Source organism: Ruegeria sp. AU67 (assembly GCF_900312795.1).
Classification (GTDB): Bacteria; Pseudomonadota; Alphaproteobacteria; order Rhodobacterales; family Rhodobacteraceae; genus Ruegeria; species Ruegeria atlantica.
In genome coordinates, this window is the sequence record NZ_OMPH01000028.1 from 106,146 (window position 1) to 123,665 (window position 17,520).

At 56.9% G+C, this 17,520-nt stretch carries 19 protein-coding genes; 12 read left to right on the plus strand and 7 right to left on the minus strand.

Annotated elements, in window-relative coordinates; translation table 11 throughout:
* The first annotated feature begins 39 nt into the window (after nucleotides 1-39).
* The 12 genes from DK510_RS15655 to DK510_RS15710 all read left to right on the plus strand — a co-directional run bounded on the left by DK510_RS15655 (nucleotide 40) and on the right by DK510_RS15710 (nucleotide 10,522).
* A complete protein-coding gene (locus tag DK510_RS15655) occupies nucleotides 40-903 on the plus strand; it encodes a branched-chain amino acid aminotransferase (RefSeq protein ID WP_109312875.1) in 864 nt (287 codons plus the stop codon).
* A gap of 65 nt (nucleotides 904-968) precedes the next feature.
* On the plus strand, nucleotides 969-1,424 hold the full coding sequence (locus DK510_RS15660; RefSeq protein WP_109312876.1) for a universal stress protein: 456 nt from the start codon (nucleotides 969-971) through the stop codon (nucleotides 1,422-1,424).
* 9 nt (nucleotides 1,425-1,433) lie between these two features.
* Nucleotides 1,434-2,027, plus strand: coding sequence for a 2-hydroxychromene-2-carboxylate isomerase (locus DK510_RS15665; RefSeq protein WP_109312877.1), 594 nt, complete (start codon nucleotides 1,434-1,436; stop codon nucleotides 2,025-2,027).
* A 69-nt stretch (nucleotides 2,028-2,096) separates the two neighbouring features.
* The gene (locus DK510_RS15670) at nucleotides 2,097-2,660 is read left to right on the plus strand and encodes a NifU family protein (RefSeq protein WP_109312878.1); all 564 of its coding nucleotides are present in this window, start codon (nucleotides 2,097-2,099) and stop codon (nucleotides 2,658-2,660) included.
* Nucleotides 2,650-3,234, plus strand: coding sequence for a tRNA (adenosine(37)-N6)-threonylcarbamoyltransferase complex dimerization subunit type 1 TsaB (gene tsaB / locus DK510_RS15675; RefSeq protein WP_109312879.1), 585 nt, complete (start codon nucleotides 2,650-2,652; stop codon nucleotides 3,232-3,234). Before DK510_RS15670 ends, tsaB begins: the two co-directional genes overlap by 11 nt.
* Nucleotides 3,234-3,647 (plus strand): GNAT family N-acetyltransferase, encoded by a 414-nt coding sequence (locus DK510_RS15680; RefSeq protein WP_109312880.1) that lies wholly within the window; start codon nucleotides 3,234-3,236, stop codon nucleotides 3,645-3,647. Before tsaB ends, DK510_RS15680 begins: the two co-directional genes overlap by 1 nt.
* Before the next feature lie 159 nt (nucleotides 3,648-3,806).
* A complete protein-coding gene (locus DK510_RS15685) occupies nucleotides 3,807-4,805 on the plus strand; it encodes a BMP family protein (RefSeq protein WP_109313001.1) in 999 nt (332 codons plus the stop codon).
* An 89-nt stretch (nucleotides 4,806-4,894) separates the two neighbouring features.
* Nucleotides 4,895-6,424 carry an ABC transporter ATP-binding protein gene (locus tag DK510_RS15690; RefSeq protein ID WP_109312881.1) on the plus strand — a complete coding sequence of 510 codons (1,530 nt, stop codon included), beginning with the start codon at nucleotides 4,895-4,897 and terminating at the stop codon, nucleotides 6,422-6,424.
* 1 nt (nucleotide 6,425) lies between these two features.
* Complete coding sequence (locus tag DK510_RS15695; RefSeq protein WP_109312882.1) at nucleotides 6,426-7,520, plus strand: ABC transporter permease; 1,095 nt, start codon at nucleotides 6,426-6,428, stop codon at nucleotides 7,518-7,520.
* On the plus strand, nucleotides 7,520-8,488 hold the full coding sequence (locus DK510_RS15700) for an ABC transporter permease (RefSeq protein WP_058278769.1): 969 nt from the start codon (nucleotides 7,520-7,522) through the stop codon (nucleotides 8,486-8,488). The genes DK510_RS15695 and DK510_RS15700 overlap by 1 nt, the downstream gene beginning before the upstream one ends.
* Before the next feature lie 346 nt (nucleotides 8,489-8,834).
* The gene (locus DK510_RS15705) at nucleotides 8,835-9,755 is read left to right on the plus strand and encodes a sulfite exporter TauE/SafE family protein (protein WP_058273512.1); all 921 of its coding nucleotides are present in this window, start codon (nucleotides 8,835-8,837) and stop codon (nucleotides 9,753-9,755) included.
* A 2-nt stretch (nucleotides 9,756-9,757) separates the two neighbouring features.
* Nucleotides 9,758-10,522, plus strand: a complete 765-nt coding sequence (locus tag DK510_RS15710; RefSeq protein WP_109312883.1) for a TIGR02186 family protein — start codon at nucleotides 9,758-9,760, stop codon at nucleotides 10,520-10,522.
* Nucleotides 10,523-10,529: 7 nt separating this feature from the next.
* On the opposite strand, the gene DK510_RS15715 is transcribed toward DK510_RS15710, so the two are convergent.
* The 7 genes from DK510_RS15715 to DK510_RS15740 all read right to left on the minus strand — a co-directional run bounded on the left by DK510_RS15715 (nucleotide 10,530) and on the right by DK510_RS15740 (nucleotide 17,443).
* Complete coding sequence (locus DK510_RS15715; protein WP_109312884.1) at nucleotides 10,530-11,258, minus strand: SDR family oxidoreductase; 729 nt, start codon at nucleotides 11,256-11,258, stop codon at nucleotides 10,530-10,532.
* Nucleotides 11,255-12,787 (minus strand): ATP-dependent RecD-like DNA helicase, encoded by a 1,533-nt coding sequence (locus DK510_RS15720; protein ID WP_109312885.1) that lies wholly within the window; start codon nucleotides 12,785-12,787, stop codon nucleotides 11,255-11,257. Before DK510_RS15720 ends, DK510_RS15715 begins: the two co-directional genes overlap by 4 nt.
* 60 nt (nucleotides 12,788-12,847) lie before the next feature.
* Nucleotides 12,848-13,486, minus strand: coding sequence for an acyl-homoserine-lactone synthase (locus tag DK510_RS15725; RefSeq protein ID WP_109312886.1), 639 nt, complete (start codon nucleotides 13,484-13,486; stop codon nucleotides 12,848-12,850).
* 84 nt (nucleotides 13,487-13,570) lie between these two features.
* On the minus strand, nucleotides 13,571-14,290 hold the full coding sequence (locus DK510_RS15730) for a LuxR family transcriptional regulator (RefSeq protein WP_109312887.1): 720 nt from the start codon (nucleotides 14,288-14,290) through the stop codon (nucleotides 13,571-13,573).
* Nucleotides 14,229-14,447, minus strand: a complete 219-nt coding sequence (locus DK510_RS22845) for a hypothetical protein (protein ID WP_058278773.1) — start codon at nucleotides 14,445-14,447, stop codon at nucleotides 14,229-14,231. Before DK510_RS22845 ends, DK510_RS15730 begins: the two co-directional genes overlap by 62 nt.
* 207 nt (nucleotides 14,448-14,654) lie before the next feature.
* On the minus strand, nucleotides 14,655-15,941 hold the full coding sequence (gene ccrA / locus DK510_RS15735) for a crotonyl-CoA carboxylase/reductase (RefSeq protein ID WP_058273680.1): 1,287 nt from the start codon (nucleotides 15,939-15,941) through the stop codon (nucleotides 14,655-14,657).
* A gap of 113 nt (nucleotides 15,942-16,054) precedes the next feature.
* The gene (locus DK510_RS15740) at nucleotides 16,055-17,443 is read right to left on the minus strand and encodes a 1-acyl-sn-glycerol-3-phosphate acyltransferase (protein WP_109312888.1); all 1,389 of its coding nucleotides are present in this window, start codon (nucleotides 17,441-17,443) and stop codon (nucleotides 16,055-16,057) included.
* Nucleotides 17,444-17,520 lie beyond the last annotated feature (77 nt).

The window sequence follows — 17,520 nt, forward strand, 5'->3', positions numbered from 1 at the left end:
ACGCCTTCCTAGGTTGCCCCAAGGGCAAAGGAGGGCGTCATGGCAGTCGGCAAAAATATCCGCACCTATTTTGATGGTCAGTGGCACAACGGGGACGCCCCGATCATGCGGGCGGCAGACCATGGCGCTTGGCTGGGGTCTTCGGTGTTTGACGGCGCGCGATTCTTCGACGGGCTGACCCCGGATTTGGTGGCCCATTGCGAACGGGTCAACCGCTCGGCCGAGGCGCTTTTACTGACCCCAACCGTGACGACCGAACAGATGGTCGAAATCGTCCGCGAAGGGCTGGATGGCTATGCCAAAGGTTCCGCCGTCTATATTCGGCCGATGTATTGGGGCATTGACGGTGACGCCACGGCCATTGTGCCTCAGCAGGACAGCACCGGATTTGCTATTTGTCTGGAAGAGATACCAATGGCACCGGAGACAGCTTCGGTTACGCTGACCACCACGCGGTTCCGCCGGCCGGTTCTGGAATCAGCCGTTGTGAATGCCAAAGCCGGATGCCTGTATCCCAACAACGCCCGAATGCTGAAAGAGGCCAAGTCCAAGGGGTTCTCGAACGCGCTGGTAGCGGATGCCTTGGGTCATGTGGCGGAAACCGCCACCGCAAACATCTTCATGGTCCGGGACGGCGAGGTATTCACCCCTACGCCCAATGGAACTTTTCTGGCCGGAATCACCCGAGCGCGACATATCAAAAACCTGCGCGATGACGGCGTGACGGTCCACGAATCCGTCCTCAGCTTTGAAGATTTTCACAAGGCGGATGAGGTGTTTATGACCGGTAACATGAACAAGATAACGCCGGTCACCGCATTAGAAGACACCCAATATCAGGTCGGACCGATTGCACGTCGCGCGCGCGAGCTTTATTGGGACTGGGCGGCAGGCACTCGGTAGTCATACGCCGTGTTGCCAGCCCGCATTTGGTCGGGCATGATCCCCCTAAATACACGAGGACACCCATGCGTAAGTTTCTAGTCATTCTGGATGACAGCCGTGAATGCCTTAACGCGATGCGTTTCGCTGCAATGCGTGCAGCCCATACCGGTGGAGGGGTAACGATCCTGTCCGTCATCCCACCCGATGAGTTCAATCACTGGATCGGTGTTGCCGAAACCATGCGCGAAGAGGCACGCGAACGCATTCATGCGCATTACGAAGTTTTCGCCAAATGGATGCGCGACAAACAAGGGATCGACCCCGAACTGTCCATTCGCGAAGGCGACCCTGTCCCTCAGATCATCGAACATGTCCAGTCAGACCCGAACATCGGCGTTCTGGTCCTGGGGGCTGGCATCGAAAAGAAAGGGCCTGGCCCTTTGGTAACGCAGCTGACTAAAAACTCGGGCAGCTTGCCGATTCCAATCACAATTGTGCCCGGCGACCTTAGCAAGGAAAAGCTGGAAGCCATCACCTGAGGCCACCCAATGCAACGCCGCATCCAGTTCTGGTTCGAATTCGCATCGACCTACTCCTACCTCAGCGCCATGCGAATCGAACAGGCTGCGGCACAGAATGACGTCGTCGTAGAATGGCATCCCTTTCTTCTGGGGCCCATTTTCGCGGCGCAGGGCTGGAACAATTCCCCGTTTAACATCTACCCGGCCAAGGGACGTTATATGTGGCGCGATATGGAGCGTTTGACGGCGCAACGCGGCCTTTCCTTCCGGCAGCCGGACCCGTTTCCGCAAAACGGCCTGAAGGCTGCGCGCCTCACGCTGTCTATTGAAGATCAGTCCCACAGAGCGCGTTTCGTTCGGGCGGTCTATACAGCGGAGTTTGCACGGGGTCAGAACGTGTCGGACGATGCGGTTCTGGTTGATTGCCTGAAATCCACCGGTTTGCCTGACGACCTATTGGACAGAACCCAAGACCCCGAGATCAAGTCTGCTTTGATCAAGCAGACCAAAACCGCTCAGGCCAAGGGACTGTTTGGCGCGCCCAGTTTTCTGGTCAGCGACGAACTATACTGGGGTGATGATCGGTTGGATGAAGCGATCCGGTTGGCAGCCAACATTTAGAATCGTTCCAAATCTTGACTTATCCGGCTCGGACCCGCATATCAGATGCAACTGAAACGGAGCCGTGACATGTTCATCCAGACCGAATCCACGCCGAACCCTGCAACCTTGAAGTTTCTGCCCGGCCAGACCGTGCTGGAAGCGGGCACTGCGGATTTCCCATCGGCTGATGCCGGTGAAAAATCACCTTTGGCAAAACGGATTTTTGCGGTTAGCGGAGTAACGGGTGTATTCCTCGGCAATGACTTCGTGACCGTCACCAAGTCCGATGACGTCCAATGGGATCACATCAAGCCCGCGATTCTGGGTGCGGTGATGGAGCATTATCAATCCGGCCAACCGGTCATCGGAGCTGGTGAAACAGCCGCATCGGGCCATGCAGAGCACACTGGCGAGGATGCAGAAGTCGTTAACCAAATCAAAGACTTGCTGGATAGTCGCGTCCGTCCGGCAGTTGCTCAGGATGGTGGCGACATCACGTTCCACGGGTTTGACCGGGGCGTTGTCTACCTGCACATGCAGGGTGCTTGCGCGGGCTGCCCGTCTTCGACCCTGACGTTGAAGATGGGAATCGAAAACCTACTGCGCCACTACATTCCCGAAGTGACTGAGGTTCGCCCTGTTGCCGTCTGACCCCATTATTTTGGCGTTTGATACATCGGCCGCGCATTGCGCGGCCGCTTTGTTGTGCGGCAACCGGATCGTGACTTCGCGCATCGAAGCCATGTCACGCGGTCAAGCCGAACGTCTGATGCCGTTGCTGGAAGAAGTTCTAGCAGATGCCGGATATGGGTGGAAAGACCTGTCCGCGATCGGTGTCGGCGTTGGACCCGGAAACTTTACCGGCATCCGAATCTCGGTTTCTGCGGCGCGGGGCCTAGCCTTAGGACTTGGCGTTCCAGCGGTAGGCGTGTCCGGGTTCGACGCATTGGCCGAAATGTCTATGGACGCCCTGCCCGCGATCCGCGCCCCACGTGATCAGGTTTACGTGGCGTTGCGGGACCAAAGTCCGATGCTTATGCCTCAAATTGAGGCAGAATCACTTGGCCCCCTGATCCTGAATGACGACCCGGATGCGCAAATCCGCGCAATTGCCCGGATCGCCGGGCAAAAGTGGCAGACCAACACCGCGCAACCAGCTCCACTCTATGTTCGGCCTGCGGATGCGGCCCCTTCCAAAGACACCCCCCCGGTTTTGCTGGACTGATGACTCCCGAGGATCTTGCCAGAACACACGCGGCGGCATTTACCCGGTCACGGTCGTGGGCTGCGGTCGAATTCTCGGATCTTCTGAACAATCGGTTCATCCATGCCGTTGGAAATACTCAATCTTTCGCGCTTTTTCAGGTGATCGGCGATGAGGCGGAATTGCTGACGATCGCCACGCATCCGCACGTTCAGCGACAGGGCTTAGCCCGAAATTGCATGCATGAATGGCACACGAAGGCAAAGGCCTTGGGCGCGACGCGCGCTGTGCTGGACGTCGCTGCAGATAACTTGCCGGCCATCGCGCTGTATGGACACAGTGGCTATCGCGCCTGTGGAGAGCGCAAGGGGTATTACCTGCGCGAAAACAATCAGAAAATTGATGCTATCGTGATGGAATCCGCGCTGGATTGACCGCCTAAGATACACTTTTTCGACCAAATGGTCAAAAATCTGTTGACCACGGTGGTTGCAAACGTCCTTAATTCCCGCCATCACAACAGTTATGCTCGCTCACAGTGGGTGAACGGGGCTAACTTCGCCCCGACCGATAATAACAAACGGGAGTATAAAATGACCCTGATGAAATCCTTGATGGGTGCCACCGCCGCAGTCGCACTTACGGCTGGCGCTGCGCTGGCAGATCCTGCCCTGATCTTTGATCTTGGTGGCAAGTTTGACAAATCCTTCAACGAAGCTGCCCACAACGGCGCGTCGCGTTGGGCCGAAGAAACAGGCGGCTCGTATAACGAGATCGAGATCCAGTCCGAAGCACAGCGCGAGCAAGCTCTGCGCCGTTTCGCTGAATCCGGCTCGAACCCAATCATCACGATGGGTTTTGGCATGGCTGATCCGCTGTCCGCCGTGGCCGCCGATTACCCGGACACCAAATTCGTTGCGGTTGACGTCAACTGGCTGGACATCCCCAACATCCGCCAAATCGGTTTTGCCGAACATGAAGGGTCATATCTGGTTGGCATGATGGCCGCGATGGCATCGGAATCCGGCACCGTCGGCTTTATCGGTGGCATGGATATCCCGCTGATCCGCCACTTTGGCTGCGGTTATGCGCAGGGTGCCAAGGCTGTAAACCCTGACATCAATGTTGTTGCCAACATGACCGGTACCACCCCGGCAGCATGGAACGACCCGGTGAAGGGTTCGGAACTAACCAAAGCACAAATCAGCCAGGGCGCTGATGTGATCTATGCGGCCGCTGGTGGCACCGGTGTTGGCGTACTGCAGACCGCGGCAGACGAAGGCATCCTGTCGATCGGTGTGGACAGCAACCAGAACCACCTGCACCCGGGTAAGGTTCTCACCTCGATGCTGAAACGCGTTGATGTTGCCGTTTATGACGCGATGTCAGCGGGCGAAGGCCTGGAAACCGGCGTGTTCCAGATGGGTCTGGCCGAAGAAGGTGTTGGCGTTGCCATGGATGACAACAACGCACCTCTGGTCTCGGACGAGATGAAGGGCGCAGTCGAAAAAGCGCGTCAGGACATCATCGACGGTAACGTCTCTGTTGTCAGCTATTATGAGAACGACAGCTGCCCGGCACTGCAGTTCTGATATCACGCAAGGCGGGGGTACAACCTCCGCCTTGCCCCCGACTCTGCCGCGTATGACACCGCGGCCCTTTCGGCAATTGAGGACAAGACATGACCGTCCCCGCCATTGAGCTCAAAGGGATATCCAAAGCCTTTGGGCCGGTTCAGGCCAATAAAGACATTTCTATCAGCGTCGCCCCCGGTACGATCCATGGGATCATCGGTGAAAACGGTGCGGGCAAATCCACGCTGATGAGCATCCTCTACGGCTTTTACAAAGCCGATAAAGGTGAAATCTGGATTAACGGCAACAAGACCGACATCCCTGACAGTCAGGCGGCCATTGCTGCCGGGATCGGGATGGTGTTCCAGCATTTCAAACTGGTTGAGAATTTCACCGTTCTGGAAAACATCGTTCTCGGTGCCGAGGACGGCGGGCTGCTGGCCCCGTCCCTGTCCAAAGCGCGCAAAGAACTGAAAGCGCTGGAAGAGGAATACGAGCTGTTCGTCGATCCCGACAAGCGCATCGACGAGATTGGCGTCGGAATGCAGCAAAGGGTCGAGATCCTGAAAGCCCTGTATCGCAAGGCCGAGATTCTGATTCTGGACGAACCCACCGGGGTTCTGACCCCGTCCGAGGCTGACCAGCTTTTCCGCATCCTTGACCGCCTGCGCGCCGAAGGGAAGACGATCATCGTGATCACGCACAAGCTGCGCGAAATCATGGAAAACACCGATACGGTTTCGGTCATGCGTCGCGGTCAGATGACGGCAACGGTGAAAACAGCCGACACCAGCCCCGAGGAACTGGCCGAGCTGATGGTGGGCCGCAAGGTGCTGCTGCAGGTCGACAAAGTACCTGCGCAACCCGGTAAGCCCGTTTTGGAAATTGAAAAGCTCAGCGTTTTTGATTCGGCCGGGGTCGAGCGGGTCAAGGGCATCGACCTGACCGTTCGGGCTGGTGAAATCGTCGGTATCGCTGGCGTGGCCGGAAATGGCCAATCGGAGCTTCTGGAAGTTCTGGGTGGCATGCGTCCGGGTCAGGGTTCGATCAAACTGAACGGTGCCCCGCTGGCGCTTAGCGGTCCGGGATCGGACGGTCAGGCCCGTCGCGCCAAGCATATTGCGCATGTTCCCGAAGACCGTCAGCGCGAAGGTCTTGTGATGGACTTCCACGCTTGGGAAAACGTGGCCTTTGGCTATCACCGTGATCCTGCCTATCAGAGCGGGATTTTCATGAACAACGCCGCTCTGCGCGCCGATACCGAGCGCAAGATCGAGAAATTCGACGTCCGGCCACCTGATGCGTGGCTTACAGCCAAAAGCTTCTCGGGCGGGAACCAACAAAAGATTGTTGTCGCGCGCGAAATTGAACGGAACCCGGATCTTCTATTGGTGGGGCAACCAACCCGCGGCGTCGACATCGGCGCGATCGAGTTCATTCACAAGCAGATCGTCGCGCTGCGCGATCAGGGTAAAGCAATCCTGCTCGTCTCGGTCGAGTTAGAAGAAATCTTCTCGCTATCGGATCGCATCGCTGTGATGTTTGACGGACATGTCATGGGCGAAAGACTCCCCCATGAAACAGATGAAAAAGAACTTGGCCTGTTGATGGCCGGTGTTGCGGGAGAGGCCGCGTAACATGGAAAAGATGCCCAAATGGGCCGATGTGGTGCTGATCCCGCTGATCAGTCTGATATTGGCCGCAATCTTGTCCGCCTTGGTCATTCTTGCCATCGGTGAAAACCCAATCGAAGCGGTGAAACTGATGGTGACCGGTGCGCTCGGGTCGACCTACGGTTGGGGGTATACGCTGTATTATGCCACCAACTTCATGTTCACCGGGTTGGCTGTGGCTGTCGCCTTCCACGCCCGACTGTTCAACATCGGGGGCGAAGGTCAGGCTATGCTGGGCGGGTTGGGCGTTGCCATGGTATGCCTTTACATCCCGTGGCCGCATTGGAGCATTGCGCTGTTAGCGGCTTGCGCAGGTTCGATGCTGTTTGGCGCCGCATGGGCCGCCATTCCGGCCTATCTACAAGCCAAGCGTGGCAGTCACATCGTGATCACAACGATCATGTTTAACTTTATTGCGGCGGCATTCCTGAACTACGTGTTGGTCAATCTTATGCGACCACCGGGCGCGCAAGACCCCTCATCTGCGCGTTTCCCGGAGGCCGTTCACCTGCCCACATTTCAGTCGATGTTCTCAACCGCCGAAAACGTGGTGTTCAAAGGGACCCCTGTTAATATCACATTCTTCATTGCGGTATTGGCCTGTTTTGTCGTCTGGGCAATGATCTGGCGGACACGACTGGGCTATGAAATCCGGTCCTACGGAAAGACCGAAACCGGCGCCGTCTATGCAGGCATTTCGCCGGTGCGGATCACCATCATTGCAATGCTGATTTCGGGCGCGCTGGCGGGACTGATGGCCATCAACAACGTGATGGGCGAGGCCGAACGCCTAGTTTTGAACGCAACTGAAGGCGCAGGTTTCATCGGCATCGCTGTGGCCCTGATGGGCCGGTCGCACCCGTTTGGTGTATTCCTTGCGGCGATCCTGTTCGGGTTTCTCTATCAGGGCGGTGCAGAATTGGCTTTCTGGACTTCGATCCCGCGCGAACTGATCGTTGTCATTCAGGCCCTGGTGATCCTGTTCACCGGAGCATTGGACAACATGGTCCGGATGCCGCTTGAAAAGCTGTTCCTGAGCCTGCGGAAGGGAGCGCAGTGATGGAGTTCTTCATTACCTTCATCCAGGTCCTGGACTCGACCATCCGTCTGGCCACACCGCTATTGCTGGCTTGTCTGGCTGGGCTCTATTCCGAACGTGCAGGCATTTTCGACATCGGTCTTGAAGGCAAGATGCTGATGGCCGCCTTCTTCTCGGCAGCCGTCGCGGCCGTGACCGGATCAGTCTGGTTGGGCCTGCTGGCGGGGATCGCCTCTTCTCTTGTTCTTTCCGGACTTCACGGTTTGGCCTCGATCACCTTCCGGGGCAACCAGTTGATATCCGGGGTCGCAATCAACTTTCTTGCGGCAGGTATGACGGTCCTTGTCGCGCAAAGCTGGTTCGAACAGGGCGGGCGCACGCCCTCGTTGTTTGGCGGCGGTCGTTTCACACCGATCAACTTCCCCTTTGCCGAGTCGCTGAGCGGAGTGCCGATCATCGGACCGATCTATTCCGAGCTACTCTCGGGCCATTCAATCCTGGTCTATGTCGCGTTCCTGATGGTTCCGGCAACATGGTGGATTCTGTATCGCACACGGTTCGGCCTGCGCCTCCGCGCTGTGGGTGAAAACCCCGCTGCCGTGGACACTGCCGGTGTCTCGGTCGTTGGCTTACGCTATGCCGCTGTTGCCATCTGTGGCGTGCTGTGTGGCATCGCCGGGGCTTATCTGGCCACTGCGTTGCAGGCCGGGTTCGTCAAGGATATGACCGCGGGCCGTGGGTTCATCGCACTGGCGGCCCTGATCTTTGCAAAATGGCGGCCCTGGCATGCCATGGGAGCATGCCTTTTGTTCGGATTGCTGCAAGCCATCGCACTGCGTTTCCAGAACATCGATCTGGGCGGCGTGGTCATCCCTGTGCAGGCGATGGACGCCCTGCCCTACGTCCTCACCGTGGTCATTCTGGCTGGCTTTGTCGGCAAGGCGGTTCCGCCGCGCGCCGGTGGTGAGCCTTACGTGAAAGAGCGCTGATAAGTCCAGTTTCGGACTCAGTTCAGTCCTGTTCGCTGCAGAGCGGCATGCAGAGTTGATTTTGCATGCCGCAACCGTTCTAAAGGGGTATGCAAGTGTCTCCAAACATACCCCGCGACTCGGAAGCGGTTCGGATCGTGAATTTGGGAACGCTTGCAAACCTCAGCATTGGGGAAAATCAGATCACCAGCCTTATCAGGCAGCTGGCATGACGCCCAGCGAACCGACATTCGCCATGTGGTCACGGGGCATTGCCGCCGCGCGCTGCATTAAACCTATACCACTTTGCCTTGAGGCGACCGCGGTCACCCTCTGTGACCTGCCCACCCTCATCCAGTAGCTCGATATGCAAATTTACCTTCCTATCGCCGAAGTTTCTGTAAACGCCTTCCTTCTATTGGGGCTTGGGGGGATGGTCGGCATTCTTTCGGGCATGTTCGGTGTCGGCGGCGGCTTCCTGATGACGCCCCTGCTGTTCTTTATCGGCATTCCGCCGGCCGTTGCGGTTGCAACTGAAGCCAACCAGATTGTTGCCTCTTCCTTCTCTGGGGTTCTGGCGCATTTCCGACGAAAAACCGTCGACCTGAGAATGGGGACCGTCCTATTGATGGGCGGCTTGACGGGTGCCGCGCTTGGGGTGGTGATTTTCAACTACCTCAAAAGCCTCGGGCAGGTCGATCTGCTTGTGACGTTGTGCTACGTCGTGTTCCTTGGCGTCGTAGGCGGTTTGATGTTCATCGAAAGCCTGAATGCGCTCCGTAAATCCAAGAAAGGCGTGTCCGCACCCCCCAAGCGTCGCCAACGCGGCTGGGTACATGCGATGCCGTTCAAAATGCGGTTCCGGACTTCGGGCCTCTATATCTCGGTCATTCCGCCTGCGCTCGTTGGCCTGTTCGTTGGCGTTCTGTCGGCCATTATGGGCGTTGGCGGCGGGTTCATCATGGTGCCTGCGATGATCTATCTGTTGGGAATGCCCACCAAGGTTGTTGTCGGAACATCCCTGTTCCAGATCATCTTTGTCACCGCCTTTACGACCATGCTGCATGCCACCACCAACTTTACAGTTGATGTCGTTCTCGCCGTATTGCTTCTGGTTGGTGGCGTCATCGGCGCACAGATCGGCACGGTGATCGGCGCCCGCATGCCTGCCGAGCAGTTGCGCGTGTTGCTCGCAGCCCTTGTTCTTGTGGTTTGCGGAAAACTGGCGCTGGATCTGCTGCTTGAACCATCCGAGCTCTATTCGCTTGGCACCGGCGGAGGGCACTGATCATGCTGAAACGCTTGCTTGTTGCGCTGGCTCTTTGTTCCAGCCCCGCCCTGGCTGTTGATGAGGAGGTCGTTCTGGGCCTCAGCCAGGATCGCGTGGCCATCACCGCCAATTTCGACGGCTCTGAGATCCTGGTCTTTGGCGCGGTCAAACGCGAAGCTCCCATTCCGTCAGGACCACCGCTGGAAGTGATTGTCGCAGTGTCTGGTCCATCCAGTCCTGTCACTGTTCGGCGTAAAGAGCGCAAGCTTGGAATCTGGGTCAATACTGACAGTGTCCTCGTAGACGAAGCCCCCAGTTTTTATGCGGTTGCGACCAGCGCGCCCTTGAATGAGATCCTGTCGGATACCGAAGACCTGCGATACAGCGTATCAATCGAACGTGCCATCCGGTCTGTTGGTGCTGCGATGAACATCCGCGGCGCGCAGGAATTCGCGGACGCTGTTATTCGTATTCGCGAGCACGAAAGTCTGTATTCCATTCGCGAAGACACCGTGGCCGTTGATGAACAAACCCTGTTCCGTACCTCGATCGAAATGCCTGCGGATCTGACCGAAGGCGATTATGTGGCACGCATTTTCTTAACCCGTGGCGGTTCGGTCGTTTCGCAATTTGAGACCACCATCGACGTGCGCAAAGTGGGTTTGGAGCGGTTCTTGTACAACATGTCCCGCCAGCAACCGGTCTGGTACGGCTTGATGTCTTTGGTGATCGCGATTGCGGCGGGTTGGGGTGCGTCAACCGCGTTCCGCCTATTGCGCGAGTAACTGACCGTTACCCACGTCCGATGTAGGGCATCGTCGTGGCCATCACGGTCATGAACTGAACGTTTGCTTCAAGCGGCAGGTTCGCCATGTGCAAGACGGACCGCGCTGCATCTTCGACGGCCATTGTTGGGTCGGGCTGCTGCCCCTCTGCAATGGCCGCATCGACCAGGCCCTGCACCATCTGTGTTCGCGCATTGCCGATATCGATCTGCCCACAAGCGATATTGAAGCCCCGCCCGTCCAAAGACAGACTGCGGGTCAGGCCCGTTATGGCGTGTTTTGTCGCCGAATAATGCACCGAGTTGGGGCGCGGCACATGGGCGGCAATTGAGCCGTTATTGATGATGCGCCCGCCTTGCGGCGATTGGTGACGCATGATCCGAAACGCCTCACGGGCACACAGGAACATGCCGTTCAGGTTGACGGCGACGCTTTGGTACCAATCGTCCAACGCGATCTCGTCAATCGTTCCCCCCGGCGCGAAAATTCCGGCGTTGTTGAACAGAACATCCAAATGGCCCGCCTTACCTTGAAAGTCGCCAAAGGCGGCCTCGACCGCTTGTGCATCGGTGACATCCGCGACCAATGGAATTGCGTTTGCGTGCTCTGCAGCCATTTGGTTCAGCCTGTCAGCACTGCGCGCCAATAGACCAACCGTCCATCCTTGGGCCAGAAACAATTCAGCCGTGGCGCGACCTATGCCAGAACTTGCGCCGGTCACAATAATGGAAGTCATGTCTCTTCTGCCTCCAATGTCAGCGAGGCCGCCGGGACAGCGCGCAGGTCGTCCACACGCAGCGGATAGGTCGGCTTGGCAAGCCGGTTGCGCACGACCCAGATCAGCCTTTCCTGCGCGCGTGTGATGGCCACATAGGCCAAACGTTTCCACAACGGCTGTCCAGCCTCAGTGCGGCCCATACGGGCAGCGGCATAGATATCCGGAGCGAAAACCTGAACAGTGTTCCACTGCGACCCTTGCGCCTTGTGAATGGTGACTGCTGCACCGTGCAAAAAGGTGGCGCCCATGCGGGCGGCAAAAGGAATAAACGGCTCTTCCTCGTCCGGTTTTTCAATCTTGACGATGGATGCGGCGCTGACCTGAGGGTCTTCGGCACCCATCACGTGCAACCTGGAAAAGCCCGGTTTGCGGCCGTGGCCCAGATAGATGACTTGAGCGCCCTTGATCAGGCCACGCGCCTCAAGATCCAGCCGTTTCTTGCGATGTTTAAGGGGCAGTTCAATACCGTCGCAGATAAGCGGTTCACCTTCCAACAATTCGGTATCCGGCGCGCCGTGAACATTCCGAAAAGCCTGAATTAGCCGAATGCGGGTTGCATTGCGCCAGACCAGAACGGGACTGCGGGCCATCAGATCGACCTCGACCCGCTGCCCCCAGACCACACGGTCGTCCTGACGGGCGGTCTGTTCGACCATGCGCTCAAAATCTTCGAACCCCATCTGCGGGTCAGACAGCGCATGGGCAAGGTCCAATATCGGGTTGTCCGCATCCTGTCGGTGAACTCGGTGAAGGATTTGTTTGCGCGGTTCGGGTAACGCTTCGAACACCATGCTGCCCGACTGATTGACCGGCGCCAATTGTGCCGGGTCACCAAACAGCAGAAGTGTTGGGAAAATTTCTTGTAAGTCTTCGAACTGTCGGTCATCCAGCATCGAGGCTTCGTCCACAAACCCGATGTCCAACGGTTCGTCCCGGCGTTTCCAACCGGTGATAAAATCGGAGCCCCGTAACCCTGCCGCGGCCAGAGCGCCCGGGATGGACTTGTTGTTCTGGTAAAACGCCGCCGCGCGATCCAGCGCCTCGTCGGTCAGGCCTTCGATTTCGGGACGCTCGTCATTGCCTGCCAGCCATTCGGCGATGCGCTCGTATTCCGGGTCGTAGACGGGTGTATAAAGGATGCGGTGGATCGTGGTGGCTGGCACCCCGCGCAGACGCAATACGCTGGCCGCTTTGTTCGTCGGGGCCAAGATCGCCAGACTGCGTTTTTCACGGGCTTTGCGGCTCTCGAAATCGCCTGACACGATCTGAACGCCGGTGTCCGCAATGGCTTTGTAAAGCTCGGCCAGCAGCAGGGTTTTTCCGGACCCCGCCTTGCCAATCACGGCCATCACACCGGACTTACCCGATCCCGGTAGCTTCAGCAGCGCGTCATCGTCAAGGTCAACACCTGCCGATTTCAGCATCTCAGAGATGCTGTCATACGCGGCGGCCTGGTCGTCAGAGTAGGTCACAGAGGGCAAAGACATGGCGCGACCCTACAAGCCCGCGCCAGCTATCACCAGATGTGGAATTCGGTTTTCATCCTGTCACGCTGACAATGCAAACGGGTGTTGCCTGCCAACGCCGAAAGCCGTCTTGAACCACAGCCGCGACAATTCACGCGGGATGCCTGCGCGCTTGGCCACGCGGTTGCAGTCGTCCGCCGAATACGGCCACATCCCGACCGAGATTTGATCACGTCCCTTACCTTCTGTGCCCCGCACGATCGGGGATGATCCGATCAAGCGATAGATGCGAATCATACGCGCATCAAAAACACCCGCAATGTGGGTTAGTCCAAACCCCTCCATCATCTCGCCACCGCTAAGCATGATGGCCCCGGCCGTGTGCGGGCTTGCCGTGCGCGACAGACAAAAGCGCGTCACTTCCCAGATCAAGGGGCTGTTGATTGGTTTGCCGCCCGTCAGGTGTCCGAACACCTCGTTCACCATGACCGAACCGGTCGTCGGCAAAACACGCATGGACCCACCATGGCTGCCATCCGGTTCTTCCCAAATGACATAGATCGGGTTCAGATCATCGTACTGATCCCGCTCTTCCCCCTTGTCGTTGACATGAACATCCCAGCCCAGCCGGGTTTTGAATTGATCGGCGCGGTCCCGAAACATCCCCTTGGCCAGTTTTGGATATTTGTGCAATTCGTCAGCATAGACATAACGCAACATGACTCTTTTCCCCTTGTCGTCCTGTGCAAGAACGAAGGGGGTACAAAGTCGTGGTTAATTTCCGGTTTTTAGTGCGCGCGCGCCTTAAACCACTATTAACCCTCGGCTCAAGGCCGTTGCGATAGCATGAGTTGTGTTTTGCGCACCCAACTTGGCGCGTGCGCTTTCAATATAGACCCTCAGCGTGTGTTCCGAGATCGACAAGGAATGAGCGACCTGTGCCCTGCTATAGCCCAGGGCGAGCAAAGTCATGGCATCCACTTCACGCGGCGACAATCCGCGTGAAGATTCGGGCTGACGGTCACTTTCAAACTCCAGCGCCTTTCGGTTGAAGTAATGCGCGATCAGGATCAACTCACGCCCATGCGTTTCGATGAATTTCTGCCAGGTTTCATCATCACAGGTGTGGTTGACAGTAAACAACGCGAATTGACCATTCGGCCCGCGGATCGGAATGGAATAACCTTGATTGCCAACGCCGTGCTCTAATGCATCCGTCAAAAATGTCTTGGCAACCTTGCCCGACCAATCCAGCGTCTTCCAGTCCACCGGATGAAACCGTTGGAAACAGCCCAGTATGACCGGATCGATTCTATGATAGTTACGCTCGCGGTACCGTTCGGCCCAGGCTTCGGGATAGGTGGTATAGCCGTATTGATCGCCGGCCCCGTCGACCCAATGGTAAATCAGGTTTTCAATCTGCAACCTGTCCCGCAGGCGAATGGCGACTTCGCTTAGTTCGTCAAGCGAGCTGGTGTTTTCCAAGTCCTCCAGAACCTGGCTCATATCGAGTTTTGTTGCCATCCGCTGGTGCCCGAACCTCATTCTTTCTGGACGAGATTTCGGCTGCGGCGATCAGCTTGGTGTCATCCAACTGCTCGGCAAGCGCGGTCAAACCGTTTTCAACAGCAAAGGCGCTGAGGTCCGACAGTACGTCCAGTATCCACTCATTTTGCGCCATCAGCGTCTCTCCGAAACGGTTAACGAAGGGTTAACACAACCATAGCATGAGGAAGTTTTTTTAGCCTATTCACTGATTTCTACTCCCCAAAAACAGCGGGGTATTTTCTTTTAAGTCTTTGAAAAGGCTAATACCATCGCCCAAAAAGAAACACCCGCAAGCCGGAAAACCGATTCGCGGGTGTTTTGGATTTTGTCTGAGACGAACTTAGTCGCGCGCGGCCAGAACCTCTTCCAAGGTGCGCATTCCGGTCTGTGGAGCCTGAACCAGCACCGACATGTTGCCCGGCTTATGCTCGTTGCGCAGCATCTTCATGTGCGCCTCGGGCAGATCATTCCAGGTGAACACTTCGGACATGCAGGGATCCAATCGACGCTCGACCATCAGCTGGTTTGCTGCGGCCGCCTGTTTCAGGTGAGCAAAGTGCGAACCCTGCAGACGCTTCTGGTGCATCCACATGTAGCGCACGTCAAAGGTCAGGTTGTAGCCGGTAGTACCGGCACAGATTACAACCATACCGCCTTTTTTCACGACGAATGTTGAAACCGGGAAAGTGCTTTCGCCAGGGTGTTCGAACACCATGTCGACATTGTTGCCTTTACCGGTGATGTCCCAAATGGCCTTGCCGAATTTGCGGGCCTCTTTGAACCACTCGGCATATTCTGGTGTGTTCACTGTAGGCAGCTGACCCCAGCAGTTGAAGTCTTTGCGGTTCAGAACGCCCTTGGCACCCAGACCCATCACAAAGTCGCGCTTGCTTTCGTCCGAGATCACACCGATGGCATTTGCACCTGCGGTGTTGATCAACTGGATCGCGTAAGAACCCAGACCACCCGATGCGCCCCAAACCAGAACGTTCTGACCCGGCTTCAAATCGTGCGGTTCATGGCCGAACAGCATCCGATAAGCGGTCGCCAGTGTCAGCGTGTAGCAGGCGCTTTCTTCCCAAGTCAGGTGCTTGGGACGCGGCATCAACTGTTGAGCCTGAACATTGGTGAACTGCGCGAACGAGCCGTCCGGAGTTTCATAGCCCCAAATTCGCTGGCTATCCGAATACATCGGGTCGCCACCATTACAGTGTTCGTCGTCGCCGTCATCCTGATTGCAGTGGATGACAACTTCATCACCAACTTTCCAACGGGTGACTTTTGAACCAACTGCCCAAACGATGCCAGACGCATCCGAACCGGCAATGTGGTAAGGTGCCTTATGGCCGTCAAAAGGCGAGATCGGCTTGCCCAGCGAGGCCCAGACGCCGTTGTAGTTGACGCCTGCAGCCATGACCAGAACCAGCACTTCGTGACTGTCCAGCACGGGGACGTCTACGACTTCCTGAATCATCGCGGTGTCCGGGTCGCCGTGGCGCTCCTTGCGGATCGCCCATGCATACATTTTCTTGGGCACAAAACCCATCGGAGGGATTTCACCCATCTCATAGAGGTCTTTTTCCGGTGCCTCGTACGACGCGATGCCGCTGTCGGTGTCCAGAGCCATGTTGGCCTCCTTCAGTTCTAAACCTTTGCCGCGATGCAGAATCGCGTGCATTAACCGATGGAATATTGGCCTTTAGGAAATAATGCAACCGAAATCGGTGCCGTTTTGTAACTTTATGACCCAGCGGATGCAGAAATTTCCTTCGCATCTGCAGCATTTCCCTCGTCTGGTCCCATCGGAACCGAGGCTGCATAATACTCCAGAAGATCAACCCTTTGACCGGACAGGCATATTTTCCCGTCACTGCGCCTGAGAATTCGCCGTTCGACCAACTGATCAATCGCGGCTTCAACCGATGTCTGGTTCTCTTGGTCCGTCATTCCATTGCGACGCATGAGCTCGACAATCACCTGAACGGCATCGGCCTCCGACATCTCTTTATGCTTTTGCATTAGCCAACACGCGGCGGGTACCGGGACCAGCGGGATGGCAGCGCGGAGTCGCGTCATCAGGTCACGCGCCAAATCGGTCATCAGATCGCGCTGATGATCTGCCCGAAACGCCCGCAAGGAAACGGGCTGACCATATCGGACCGAGGCTAGGCCAAATCGTTTGTAGCGCCTGATCACGCGCCGCCAGAGTTGTTTGAGGATCCATCTGGTGATTACACCGATCCGCGCGCGAAACCGTCGTTCATTGCCTAATGCGGCACGCGTCAGAACAGTATCTTCGAGCACACGATCATAGTTCAGCGCCACGGGGACGAATACAACATCGCGGCCCTCTTCCGAGGTCCCGTCAATAATATATTTGAGCAAACCCAGCTTTGGACGACCCAGGGCACCAGTCAGACTTAACCCACCTTCGGGGAACATGGCCTGCGTCACTCCTGCCGCGGTCGCGTGGCGCACATAACAGGACAGCACCTGACGATAGAGATCATTGCCGGACTTTCGCCGGATAAAATAAGCCCCCATCGCACGGATCAGACGGCTAAGGGGCCAGACACGGGCCCATTCACCCACCGCATAAGAAAGGGCCGAATGTTGCGCTGCGAGGTAGGTAACGAGCACATAGTCCATATTGCTGCGATGATTCATGACGAAAACCACCGTGGCGTCGGGGTCGATGTTTTCGACAGCGTCTTCGTCCTGATAGCTAAGCTGCACATGATAAAACGCATTGCTCAGCAAACGAGCCAGACGGATCGCAATGCTGAAATAGGCAACGGCTGAAAACGAGGGAACGATCTCACGCGCGTATCGCTGCGCTTGCTCGAACGCCACAGCATCGGGGACACCCGTTTCGCGTGCGTGATCCTGAACGGCCTGACCAACCTGCGGGTCATAGATCAGGCGCTGAATCATATCGTGACGGTGTGCCAACTTGAACGGCTGGATTGGCCGCTTCAAGCGCGTGTTCAATCGTTTCACCGCTCGTTCAAGGCGACGCCTGAAAAACCACCGCACCGACGGGAACAGAAAATGTGATGCCAAAGTGACCACGGCAAACACCAGGATCAGCAAAAAAAGCCAAAGCGGAAGTTCCACGGTCTGAGTCATGCGTGCACCCTGCCACCAAACGCTGCGTCCTACAATCTGAAGAACCTAGTATGCCGCGACGCAGCGAATTGACATGT